The organism is Dyella terrae (assembly GCF_022394535.1).
GTDB lineage: Bacteria > Pseudomonadota > Gammaproteobacteria > Xanthomonadales > Rhodanobacteraceae > Dyella.
Window position 1 is genome coordinate 614,134 of record NZ_CP089414.1, and the last position, 11,948, is coordinate 626,081.

Annotated in this window: 12 protein-coding genes; 7 read left to right on the top strand and 5 right to left on the bottom strand. The window is 62.0% G+C overall.

Annotation, left to right across the window (positions count from 1 at the left end):
- Positions 1 to 266 precede the first annotated feature (266 nt).
- The gene (gene hpnA / locus DYST_RS02455) at positions 267 to 1,295 is read left to right on the top strand and encodes a hopanoid-associated sugar epimerase (protein ID WP_239949775.1); all 1,029 of its coding nucleotides are present in this window, start codon (positions 267 to 269) and stop codon (positions 1,293 to 1,295) included.
- 13 nt (positions 1,296 to 1,308) lie between these two features.
- On the opposite strand, the gene DYST_RS02460 is transcribed toward hpnA, so the two are convergent.
- The 5 genes from DYST_RS02460 to hpnI all read right to left on the bottom strand — a co-directional run bounded on the left by DYST_RS02460 (position 1,309) and on the right by hpnI (position 6,756).
- Positions 1,309 to 2,199 carry a ferritin-like domain-containing protein gene (locus tag DYST_RS02460; protein WP_239949776.1) on the bottom strand — a complete coding sequence of 297 codons (891 nt, stop codon included), beginning with the start codon at positions 2,197 to 2,199 and terminating at the stop codon, positions 1,309 to 1,311.
- A 16-nt stretch (positions 2,200 to 2,215) separates the two neighbouring features.
- Complete coding sequence (locus tag DYST_RS02465) at positions 2,216 to 3,235, bottom strand: lysylphosphatidylglycerol synthase domain-containing protein (protein ID WP_239949778.1); 1,020 nt, start codon at positions 3,233 to 3,235, stop codon at positions 2,216 to 2,218.
- Positions 3,232 to 4,023: a hopanoid biosynthesis-associated protein HpnK gene (gene hpnK / locus DYST_RS02470; RefSeq protein WP_239949780.1), complete on the bottom strand. Its 792-nt coding sequence runs from the start codon at positions 4,021 to 4,023 to the stop codon at positions 3,232 to 3,234. The genes DYST_RS02465 and hpnK overlap by 4 nt, the downstream gene beginning before the upstream one ends.
- A gap of 61 nt (positions 4,024 to 4,084) precedes the next feature.
- Positions 4,085 to 5,566, bottom strand: coding sequence for a hopanoid biosynthesis associated radical SAM protein HpnJ (gene hpnJ / locus DYST_RS02475; protein ID WP_239949783.1), 1,482 nt, complete (start codon positions 5,564 to 5,566; stop codon positions 4,085 to 4,087).
- A 23-nt stretch (positions 5,567 to 5,589) separates the two neighbouring features.
- Positions 5,590 to 6,756, bottom strand: a complete 1,167-nt coding sequence (gene hpnI / locus DYST_RS02480) for a bacteriohopanetetrol glucosamine biosynthesis glycosyltransferase HpnI (protein WP_239949785.1) — start codon at positions 6,754 to 6,756, stop codon at positions 5,590 to 5,592.
- 45 nt (positions 6,757 to 6,801) lie between these two features.
- Between hpnI and DYST_RS02485 the strand changes: the two genes are divergently transcribed.
- The 6 genes from DYST_RS02485 (at position 6,802) to imuA (ending at position 11,940) form a co-directional block, all read left to right on the top strand.
- Entirely contained in the window at positions 6,802 to 7,356 is a 555-nt protein-coding gene (locus tag DYST_RS02485; protein WP_239949787.1) for a DUF2147 domain-containing protein, read from the top strand.
- Between the two features lie 168 nt (positions 7,357 to 7,524).
- Entirely contained in the window at positions 7,525 to 8,133 is a 609-nt protein-coding gene (gene idi / locus DYST_RS02490; RefSeq protein WP_239949789.1) for an isopentenyl-diphosphate Delta-isomerase, read from the top strand.
- 42 nt (positions 8,134 to 8,175) lie between these two features.
- A complete protein-coding gene (gene hpnH / locus DYST_RS02495) occupies positions 8,176 to 9,375 on the top strand; it encodes an adenosyl-hopene transferase HpnH (protein ID WP_239949791.1) in 1,200 nt (399 codons plus the stop codon).
- Positions 9,376 to 9,518: 143 nt separating this feature from the next.
- A complete protein-coding gene (locus tag DYST_RS02500) occupies positions 9,519 to 10,625 on the top strand; it encodes a glycosyltransferase (protein WP_239949793.1) in 1,107 nt (368 codons plus the stop codon).
- Positions 10,626 to 10,733: 108 nt separating this feature from the next.
- Entirely contained in the window at positions 10,734 to 11,303 is a 570-nt protein-coding gene (locus tag DYST_RS02505; protein ID WP_239949795.1) for a LexA family protein, read from the top strand.
- 7 nt (positions 11,304 to 11,310) lie between these two features.
- Complete coding sequence (gene imuA, locus DYST_RS02510; protein WP_102304625.1) at positions 11,311 to 11,940, top strand: translesion DNA synthesis-associated protein ImuA; 630 nt, start codon at positions 11,311 to 11,313, stop codon at positions 11,938 to 11,940.
- Positions 11,941 to 11,948 lie beyond the last annotated feature (8 nt).

Consider the following 11,948-nt stretch of genomic DNA (forward strand, 5'->3'; position numbering starts at 1 on the left):
AGAGAAACCAGCAACGTCGGCATGGTATCACCCTGTCCCTGTGAGACGTAGCCATCTGACCAGAGCAAATGTCTTCGGTTTGTCGAGACGTTCACGCACGTTGAATAGATCACAGCATTCCCAGGGAAAGCGGGCGGGGTAAACGCCTGGCACTGGTGTGACGCGCCGAGAGGTGGCTACGGTGACGGGATGCGATGCCGCCGTGCGCGCGGTTCGTCCATAATGAACCGCAACTCCTCCCCGAGTTCAGGGATAAGCACACTTATGTGTCCAGAGTTTGTGCTGGCGATGGTCGGGCATACCTCGGTATCCAGCCGGTGAGGTCACTGGTTACTGGCGCCACGGGATTTGTCGGCTCTGCCGTCGTGCGGCGCTTGTTGCGCGAGGATCATCGCGTGCGCGTGTTGGCGCGGCGGGGTTCCGACCGGCGCAACCTGCAGGGTTTGGATGTGGAGGTGGTGGAAGCCGATCTGGCCGACGCCGCGTCGCTTGCAGGAGTTTGCGACGGTTGCGATGCCTTGTTCCACGTGGCCGCCGATTACCGCCTGTGGGCACCCAGGCCGCAGGAGTTGTATCAGACCAACGTCGAAGGAACGCGCGCCTTGCTGGATGTCGCGCGGCGGGCCGGTGTGCCGCGCGTGATCTACACCAGCAGTGTGGCAACACTGGGCATTCCCAAGGACGGCACGCCCGGCGACGAGGCGACCTCGGTGTCCCTGGCCGACATGGTGGGCCATTACAAACGTTCCAAGTTCCTGGCGGAGCAACTCGTCAGCGAGTACGCGGCGCAGGGCTTGCCGGTGGTGATCGTGAATCCGTCCACGCCCATTGGCCCGCGGGATATCAAGCCGACGCCCACCGGGCGCATCGTGCGCGACGCCATGGCGGGCCGCATGCCGGCGTATGTCGATACGGGACTCAACGTTGTGCATGTTGACGACGTGGCCGACGGGCACTGGCTGGCCTTCCGGAACGGTACGGTCGGTGCACGTTACGTGCTTGGCGGCACCAACCTTAGCCTGCGCGAGTTGTTGTTTGAGATCGCCGACATTGTTGGCCGCCCGCCACCGCGTTGGCGCTTGCCGCATGGCGCGGTCATGCCGGTGGCCTATGTGGCGGAAGCGTGGGCAAGACTCACGGGCAAGCCGCCGATCGCCACGGTGGAAGAGGTGCGCATGTCCCGCAAGCGCATGTTTTTCAGCAGTGCCAAGGCCGAGCGGGAGTTGGGTTACGCCGCGGGGCCTGTGCGTCTGGCGCTGGAAGATGCGGTGGCCTGGTTCAGTCTGCACCGCTGACTTTCACAGCGGTTTATTTCACAAACCGCCTCGCCAGGCGTGCCATGCGCGGGACGAAGGTTGGGCGTAGCAGGCGTTCGTCATAACCGCCCATGCGGAAGCTGTCCTGCGCCAGACAAAGGTCGATCAGTTCGCCGACCTTCAGATCCAGGCCGATCTGCTCATGCCCGGTCAGGGTGAAGTTGGCGTCCTGCATTTCGCCATTGCCATCCAGTCCCTTGGCGATGCCGATGCGCTCCCAGATCAGGAACAGCCATACGCGCATCACCTTGAGTTCGAACGCCGGGCGTCGCCACCACGGCAGTCGCTTGCGATACCACGCCACCCAATTGGCAAAGAACAGGATGTGTCGGGCTTCTTCCTGCATGACCGGCTCGAAGGTTTCCACCAGTTCGGCAGGAAAGTAACCCGTTTGCTTGGCGGACTCGAACAGGCCGAACGCGAAAAAGCTGTCGATGCACTCGCTGTAGCCGGTGACCAGCCAGCCCCACTCGGGGTCTTTCGGCACCTCGTACTCAGGTTCCGGCGCGAGTTCGATGCCGTAGGCCGCGACCATCTTGCTGAGCACCACCTTGTGGCGTGCCTCTTCGTCGCCGTCCATGGTGAGCGCTTCGTGCAGTAGTGGGTCGGCCACCGTGTTTGTGTAGGTAGCGACGCGCAGCTTGGCCTTGCCCTCGGTCTGCACGGCGATGTCCCAGATCGGCAGCGAGGTAATGCGGTGCAGGGCATCGGCGCTTAGCGTGGGCCAGTCGATCACGGCCGGCTTGTAGGGGTTGTGCGTGTCCAGCAGCATCCGGCAGAACAGACGCTTGTGTGCGTCGGAACCGATCTTGATGCGCCCCGGCTCATTGCCTGCCCAGTGGCGCATGATGTGGTCGGCGGCGGCTACGGCGTCATGGGACATGCTCACCTCAGTCGATTCACGGTGTCTCGGAAAGCTTTGGCTTGCGGCGCGAGAGCCAACGGCGATGCATGCGATGCGCTTCCGCCCACTGCCACGACAGCAGGGCGGGCACGCCAAAGCCTACTTCGCGGGCACGCTTGACCAGCGACAGTGCAATGGCGGCATCGGCGGGCAAGCCGATGATGTTGCCGAACAGCACCAGCCCGCCTTCCTGCACGCCCAGGCCCGCGGGTACGAAGAAGATGATGTGGCGCACGGCCTGGGTGGTCGCCTCGATGGCGATCGCATCCCACACGGAGATGGGAAAGCCCAGCAACTGCAAAGCCAGCCAGCTTTCGAAGCTGCCCACCACAAAACCGCCCACCTGCCATGCGCAGGCTACGGCCAGTCGTGCGGGCCTGCCGTAGAGCTTGCGGACTTCCTCGTCCAGGCGAGCGCCATCCAATAGTTCGGTGAAGCGCGAGGGGCCACCGAGCAGCTTCTCCGCAAACGTTTCCAGTCGCGAGAACATCTGGCCATGCCGCAGTATCCAGATCAGGCCGATGGGTAGCGGAAGCGTGGCCACCACCGCCCAGATCACTGAATTGAGTGTGCCGATATGGCCCGCCATGCCGATCAGCAACAACAGGCCCAGGGCAACGAAGACGTATTGGCTGACCAGGGTCAGTAGCACTTCCATGACGACGCTGGCCGCTACGGGCGCACCGTCTAGCCCTCGCCATTTGACCAGGCGGATACCGACGATTTCGCCGCCGATATTGGCAACCGGAAGCAGGCGATTGCACGCCTCGCGCACCGTGGCAACCCAAAACAGGAAGGGCGCGCCGGCTCGCCGCTGCGGGTCGCTTGGGGCCAGTAGTGCGCGCCAGCCGAATACGTCCAGCAACAAGGGTAGGGCGTGGAAAGGTAGCAGCCAGAGCAAGGCCCAGCCTGCATGGTCGAAGGCGCCCTCAATGGCTGACCAGTTTTGGTGCGTGACCAGGATGATCGCGGCAACCAACCCGAGCAGTCCGGCGATATAGACGAAGTACTTCATGCGGCCGCCGGATCGCTGAAGCCCGCGCAAAGTTGGCAGTGTTCCGCCACGGCTTGTCGTACGCGTGGCGAAAGCAGGGCGGCCAGTTCGTCGGCATGCCGGTAATCGGCCATGGCAGGCGTGAGCTCTCCATGGGTAGCCGGATGCAGGTAGATCTCGTTCAGTCCGTCGGGTAGTCGTTGCACCACGTCCAGTAGCACCTTTTCGTCCATGGCGCCCGTGTGCTGGATGCCAAATACATGATCGTTGGAGCGTACACCGGCACGGCGCAGCCGGTGGCGCATGAGTGTCAGCCAGGGTTTGAGCCAGGGGCTGGCGTTGGGTTCGGCCGGCCAGCGCACAGCGCGCAGGCCGTAGCTGCGGCCGATGGAAAGCATCAAGGTCAGCACAGTGGGATGAAGATGAAAGTGTTTGTGGGCGTTGACGTGGTCGAGCGGCAAGCCCGTGGCGGCGAACGCTTGGAACTGGGCGCGGATCTCGGCGGCCAGTTGCTCGCGCACATGCGGCAGGAAGAAGAAGCGAAATCCGTCGCGCACCATGTTATCGCCGAAGTTTCCTCGTGCATCGACCAGATCGGGTATGCGTGATGGCGGCAAGGCCGATTGTCCATCCGCGAGCACCAAATGCAGGCCCACGGCGAGGCCCGGCATCTGTCTGGCGCGCGCCACGGCATCGGCCACGGCCGGTGCCGTGACCATCAGGCTGGCCGCGCCCAGCACGCCTTCGCGATAGCCACGCTCGACCGCTTGGTTGACGGCGGTGTGCAGGCCGAAATCGTCGGCCGTCACGATCAATCGTGGGCGCGCGGGTGCGGGTGGAGCAGTCATCGGTACAGCGCAGGCCTTGCGGTCATGCCTCGTGTGCGCGCAGGAATCGGAAGAACTCCACGCCTTCGCGCAATCGTCGCTTGGTCATCTCCCAGCTGCCAGCCATTTCCTTCACGATCTCCCAGATCTTGGAGGGCCGGAAATAGAAGCTGCGGTAGAACGTTTCCACGCCGTGGAAAATATCTTCCTTAGAGAGGTGCGGATAGCTGATCATCGCCAGCTGCACGCCCTTCTCGTTGACCAGGTGAGCGGAGTTATTGGGTTCCAGCCAGCCGTTCTCGATGGCCTGCTTGTACAGTGAGGTACCCGGGTAGGGTGCGGCCAGCGACACCTGGATAGTGTGCGGGTTGATCTCCTTGGCGTACTGGATGGTGCGCGCGATGGTTTCCTTGGTTTCGCCCGGCAGGCCGAGGATGAAGGTGCCATGCACGACGATGCCGAGCTTGCGGCAGTTCTCGGTAAAGGTGCGCGCGATGTCGGTGCGCAGGCCTTTCTTGATGTTGTGCAGGATCTGGTCGTCGCCCGACTCGTAGCCCACCAGCAGCAGGCGTAGGCCGTTCTCTTTCATGATCTTCAGCGACTCGTACGGTACGTTGGCCTTGGCGTTGCAGCTCCATGTCCAGCCCATGGCGTGCAGTCCGCGCGCGATGTCGTGCACGCGATCCATGTTGGAGCTATCGGTGAAGGTGTCGTCGTCGAACATGAGTTCGCGGACTTCGGGCATGTTCTCCTTGATCCACTTCGCTTCAGCCAGCACGTTGGCGGCCGAACGCACACGGTAGCGATGGCCGCCCACCGTCTGCGGCCACAGGCAGAACGTGCACTTGGATCGGCAGCCGCGTCCGGTGTAGATCGACACGTACGGGTGCATCAAGTAGCCGATGAAGTAGCGCTCGATCTTCAGATCGCGCTGGTAGATCGGCGCCACGAAGGGCAGATCGTCCATGTTCTCGATGGTGGCGCGCGACGGGTTGTGCTGCACGCTGCCGTCGGTCAGCTTGTAGCTGATGCCGGCGATGTCTTTGAAGGCGCGGCCTTCGGCCACTTCCTTGCAGGTGTAGTCAAACTCCTCGCGTGCCACGAAATCGATGGCCTGCGACGCGAGCAGCGAAGCATCCGGTTCCACCGCCACCTTGGCGCCCACCATGCCGATAAGGATGTTGGGGTGACGCTCCTTGAGCAGCTCCGCGAATTTCGCGTCGGTGGGGAAGGATGGCGTGCTGGTGTGAATGATCACCAGGTCGTAGGTGCCTGCAATGCCAAGGGTGTCTTCCACCGACAGTTCTTCCACCGGGGCGTCGAGCACGCGCGATCCGGGGACGAGTGCGGCCGGCTGCGCCAGCCAGGTGGGATACCAGAAACTCTTGATCTCGCGTTTGGCTTGGTAACGGGAACCGGCTCCGCCGTCGAAACCATCAAACGAAGGGGCTTGTAGAAAAAGCGTCTTCATGGGATTGCCAAGCTCCTGCAGCAGTTTGTTCTGCGTTTGCAACGAGTGGTTCATCGCACTTTTCGGCCTTGCGTTCATTAAGGATACCGCGATGGCGCGTGGTCGCGCGCATGCAATACCTGTCCTCGCCAATCCACCCGCCAGTGGATCAGCGCACCTGCCCATTCCACCAGCAATAGCGCGTCGCGAAAAGGGGTGAGCCAAAAGTCATGCCAACGGGAAGGTCTTGCGGTGCTCCGCCACGATGCGAGATAGCGCACCGTTCGTGCCGTTCCGCCAACGAGGGCGATGACGAGGCAGGGCACTGAGGGCGACAGCAGCAGGGCGAGCAGCAGCACGGGCCAGGTAAAACAAATGAAACTGAAGATGAATCCCAGCGGGGAAATGGCGCGTATGGTGCGCAGCCAGCGCAATTCATGGTGCCAAAGGCTGGCGAGCCGCGTTTCGCTGACATCGGTGCCCACGACCAGGTCACTCAGCACCGTATGCAAGCCCAGTTGGCGCGTGCGTTCACCCAGCCAGAAGTCATCCGCCAGGGTGTCCTTCAGCGCGTCGAAGCCACCGATGGCCTCTAAAGCATCGCGGCGCAGGGCAATGGTGGAGCCGAACGCAAAACGGGTAGAGCCGAAAGCGTGTGCCAGCCGTACGGAAGGTGCGAACCAGTCGTCGATGAACAGCTGGCCCAGTCGGGAGCTCAGTGCGGCATGCGATACGCCATGGTAGAGGCACGTCACGATGCCTACGCGCGGATCGTTCAGCGGTGCGGTGACCCGCGAAAGGTAGTCCGGCGTCACGCTGATGTCGCTGTCCGCCAGCACCAGCCAGTCGTGCCGTGCCTGCGCGAGCACGTTCATCAGGTTGCTGACCTTGAGGTTGGCCCCGTGCACCATCGGATCGATCACCAGCGCCATGGGCAACTGGGGAAATTCGCGTTGCAGTCGTTGCACCACGGCGATAGCCGGATCCTCCGGGTCTCGTACGCCAAAGAGAAGTTCATAGTGCGCGTAGTGTTGCTCGCAGAAGCCGCGCAGGTTCTCGTAAAGCCTTGGCTCGGCGCCATGCAGCGGCTTGAGAACGCTGACCGGTCGGCTTGCCTGATCGTTCACATTCGCTCGCCGATGCTTGCGCACACGTTCGCAGCGGAACCAGGCCCACAGGCTCAGGCAGGCGTATGCCGTAGCGGACAGGGCCAGTGCGATGCCCAGCCATGACAGCGGTGTTGTAACGGAGGCATGGAACGGCATGAAGTCTGCTCGGACGCGATCCATCATTCCTTCCAAAGTTAATGCATGCACTTTGTGAAAGCCTATCTTTCCCGATGGCAGTGGGCTGTCCGGTTTCTCCTGGTATGGGGTCTGTCGTGTGGCGCGGCGTTTGCCCAGGCGCCCTCCGGCGACGGCTCCGCTGCTGCGGCCATCACGGGCGACTGGCTGGTGGATAGTCGTGACGCCATTATCCGCATCGAGCCGCAGGGTGATGCCTTTGTCGGCACCATCGTCTGGCAACTGCATGACACCTACGGTCCCGAGGATGGGCCGGAGCTCAATGGCAAGACGGTCACGGATCGGCACAATCCCGATCCTGCGTTGCGCTCCCGTCCGTTGACGGGGCTGCGCCTATTGTGGGGCTTGCGTTATGACGCCGACGCGCAAGCCTGGGTGGATGGCCATGTCTATAACTCGGACAACGGCAAGGAATACCACTGCGAGGTTCATGTGCCGTCACCCGATCGCCTCGTACTGCGTGGCTACATCGGTATCCCGCTGCTGGGCGGAAGCACGACATGGACTCGTACACACGAGCCCTTTCCTGCACCGGCAAGCAGCGTTCATTCGACGAATTGACGACGGGCGACGCGGCGCAAATGTTTGCGAGGGGCTACTCGGCTTCGCTCATCCTTGCTAGCCTGAGTGGGCATTCGTTTGACGGTCGGAAGCGCGTTACGCCATTTGTGACGAAGATGTGATGACCGGGCGTGTATCGCTGTCCACCGGAAGAGAGAGGTTTGAGCCTTGGCTAGCCGCGAGTTGGACTACAACGAAAGAGTCTGGTCAAGGGACGTGGTTTCCTTCCAGGATGAGCCGCTGGTGCTGGTCGATGAACACGACCGCGAAACTGGCTTCCTCGACAAAGCTGCCGCACACCACGGGCAGGGCATCCTGCATCGTGCGTTCTCGTTATTCGTGTTCAACACGGATGGCGAGTTGTTGCTCCAGCAGCGCGCCGAAGGCAAGCGATTGTGGCCCGGGTATTGGTCCAATACCTGCTGTAGCCATCCGCGTCGCGGCGAGACTATGGAGACTGCTATCCACCGCCGGCTCGGCGAAGAGCTGGGCATGCAGTGCGAGTTCCAGTTTCAGTTCAAGTTTCAGTATCAGGCGCAATTCGATGCGGAAGGTGCGGAACATGAACTCTGCTGGGTCTATGCCGGTCGAACGGATGTGGCGCCTGTCGCCAATATCCATGAGATCGCCGCATTGCGCTATGTGGCGCCGGATGCACTCGATCGCGAGATCGTTGCCCATCCGGAACGCTTCACGCCGTGGTTCAAGATCGAGTGGGATCGATTGCGGCGAGAGCATGCGCATGTGTTTTCGCCGCCGGCGACGCTGGCGTCCTGAGCGCCTATACTTTGGTTCAACGATGTAAACGTCTGGAATTTTGTGGCTCGCGCCAGTGGCGCGGCTCGTAACGATCCATCGATCATCGATGAGGAGATTCCGTTGGGCATTCCTCTTATTCAGCAAACCAAGATCGCGCGTTACATCATCAGCAAGAAGCTGAGCGGACAGAAGCGGTATCCGCTGGCGATGATGTTGGAGCCTTTGTTTCAGTGCAATCTGGCCTGTGCAGGTTGCGGCAAGATTGATCATCCGAAGGATATTCTGCAGAAACGCATGAGCGTGGAAGACGCCCTGCGTGCTGTGGACGAGTGCGATGCACCGGTAGTGTCGATTCCCGGTGGCGAGCCACTGATCCACAAGGAGATGCCGCAGATCGTGCAGGGTCTGATCGCGCGCGAGAAGTTCATCTACCTGTGCACCAATGCGCTCCTGTTGACCAAGCACATCGACGAGTACACGCCGTCGCCGTACTTCACCTGGTCCGTCCATCTGGATGGACTGAAGGAGCGGCACGATCAGTCCGTGTGCATGGAGGGCGTGTTCGACAAGGCAGTGGCAGCGATCAAGCTGGCGTTGTCCCGCGGGTTCCGCGTCACCATCAACTGCACGCTATTCAATAACGAGAAACCGGAAGAGATCGCCGAGTTCTTCGACTTCGCCATGTCGCTGGGCATCGAGGGCATCACGGTCTCGCCGGGTTACAGCTACCAGCATGCGCCGCGACAGGATGTGTTCCTTGGGCGCACGGAAAGCAAGAATCTTTTCCGCGACGTGTTCCGTGTTGGCAAGGAACGCAAGAGCAAGTGGGTGTTCAATCAGTCGTCGATGTTCCTGGACTTTATCGCGGGCAACCAGAGCTATCAGTGCACGCCGTGGTCCAACCCCACCTACAACATCTTTGGTTGGCAGCGACCGTGCTATCTGCTGGTCGATGAGGGCTATGCCAGCTCGTACAAAGAGTTGATGGAAGACACCGCGTGGGACAAGTACGGCGTCGGCATCAACCCCAAGTGTGATAACTGCATGGCGCACTGCGGTTTCGAAGGCACGGCAGTGGATGACACCTTTGCGCATCCGTTGAAGGCCGCGCGCGTGGCGACGTTTGGTCCGCGCACAGACGGCGCGATGGCGCCGGATCTACCGGTGCTGTACGGCGATCGCAACGATGCAACGGCCATCCACATTCCCATCAGTGCCATCCAGCGTCGGAACTCGTCTGGGATAGATGCTGGCCACTGAGGGCGCGCCTGTTTTCCTCGCTGTCATTCCCGCGAAAGCGGGAATCCAGCGTCTTTGCTCGGGCGAAACCTAAGGGCACTGGATTCCCGCTTTCGCGGGAATGACGGTGCTTTGAGATGTGGCTCTTGAGTGGACCCTAGTTCATGTGGCTATTCATCTGCGCCATCGTCCCGGCCTTGATGTGGCTGGGACTGTTGCTCGTGCCGTGGCGACCTTGGAGCACGCGCGAGCATCTTGAGGCCGCTTCACCGTCGGGCTTAAGGCTCGACGGCATCACGGTGTTGATTCCCGCACGCAACGAGGCCGACGTGATCGGTACGACGCTGCGTGGCCTGCAGGCGCAAGGTGAGGGCTTGCAGGTCATCGTGATCGACGACCAATCGACCGATGCCACGGCGGCGATGGCGAGTGCCTTCCCGAATGTTCGCGTGGTTTCCGGTGCACCTCTGCCGGATGGCTGGGCGGGCAAACTCTGGGCATTGGAGCAGGGCCGGCAACACGTGCGTACGCCGCTGACTTTGCTGCTGGATGCGGACATCGAGTTGCGCCCTGGCATGCTGGCGACCCTGCTGTCACACAAGCAGCGTGAGCAGCGGCAGTTCGTGTCGATCATGGCGGATCTGCGCCGCACCAGTTTCTGGGATCGCCTGCTGCTGCCCGCGTTCGTCTATTACTTCAAGCTGCTTTATCCGTTCGCCATTTCCAATTCGCGCTCCACGCTGGTGGCAGCGGGGGCGGGCGGCTGCATCCTGGTTGATACGGACATGCTGGAGCGCATCGGCGCCTTTGCCAGCTTGCGCGATGCACTGATCGACGATTGCACGCTCGCGCGTCAGATAAAACGGGCGGGTGGGCGTACCTGGATCGGGCTGAGTCGTGACGTGGTAAGCCTGCGGCCGTACGGCAGTTTCGATTCCATCCACCGCATGGTCGCGCGCTCGGCGTTTACCCAATTGGGCTACTCGACCGCGTTACTGCTGGTGGTGACGTTCCTGTTCCTGCTGGCTTACGGTGTGCCGCTGGCCTTGCTCGGGGCGCTGCATGTCTGGCCGCTGGCCTGGGTGGCCTTGTTGGCGATGATGCTGGGTTATCTGCCCATGCTCCGGTACTACCGGATGCCTCTGTGGTGGGCATTGCTGCTGCCGCTGGGTGCGGCCCTGTATCTAGGCATGACCTGGAGTTCGGCAATCCGTTACTGGCGTGGCGTGCGCTCCCAATGGAAGGGGCGGGTCTACGGTACGGGTGTGTGATTTTCTTTTTAATCAATGATTTATATTTTAGGCGCGACCCGCTGAATCTCGATCCATGAGAATGCCGTCGTGGTATCTTGATTACCGTCCCGGTAATCAAGTCATTCCATGCCTCCTTCAGAACACGGTGGACGCCGCTCCGGCGCCGGTCGCCCCGCTGGCGAACCGAGCCAGCGCATTCGTGTGCCTGACAGCCAGGTGCCAGGGGTGCTGGCCTACCTGGAGGCTTACCGCAGCCCGGCCTCGTTGGAGGCGCCGCGCCCCGTTTCACTGGATCCGTCGACGGTCGCGCTGACGGCCTTCCTCAGTCGGGTGCCGGCCGGTGTGCCCACGCTGGCCGATGACGACGTCGACGAAGTGGTCGATCTCAACCAGCATCTGGTACTGCCTGGGCATGAGCCGAGCACCTTCATCATTCGCGTGTCGGGCTGGTCGATGATCGGCGCGGGCATCTTCGATGGCGATGAAGTGCTGGTGGATCGCGCGCTTGCGCCGCGCCAGGGCGACATCGTGGTGGCGGTGGTCAATAACGAGTTGACCATCAAGCGCCTGGGCAAGGTGGATGGGCACGTGGCGTTGCTGCCGGAGAACGCGCACTTCAAGCCCATTGTGTTCCGTGAGGGCGAGACGCTCAGCGTGTGGGGCGTCGTTACGCGTTGCCTGCGAACCTTGCGGTAACCGTGTCATGGGTCAGGTCGTCGCGCTCGATTCGCTCCTCCATAGCCGCCAGGTCTGGCAAGGGCGTGCCGCTCCAGCGCCGTCCAGCACCCAGCCCACTGGCTGGCCGATGCTTGATGCGGCGTTGCCGAGCGGTGGCTGGCCCGAGCATGCGATGACCGAGATCCTGCTGCCTGCCGATGGCGTGGGCGAATTACAGTTGGTGCTTCCCACGCTGGCGCGACTGACGCGCGAGCAACGCACGGTGATGGTGATCGCGCCACCCTACGTGCCTTACGTGGCGGGATGGGAGGCGCGTGGTGTGGTGATGTCGCGCGTGGATATCGTGCAGGCCGACGAGCGCGACGTGCTGTGGGCTGCGGAGCAGTGTCTGCGCTCGGCCAGTTGCGCTGCCGTGCTGGCATGGCCCATGAAAGCGGACGATCGTTCGCTGCGCCGCCTGCAGGTAGCCGCCGATACCGGCAAAGCATTGGCCTTTGTATTTCGTGATCGCCACCATGCGGTGCAGGCTTCGCCGGCCGCCCTGCGCCTGGAATTGGAAAGCACACCCGAGTGGCAGGTGCGCGTACGCAAATGCCGTGGCGGCAATCCGCCGATGCAGGCGGTATCGCTGGCGTTGGCTTCTGGCTGGTCGTGACGGGACGC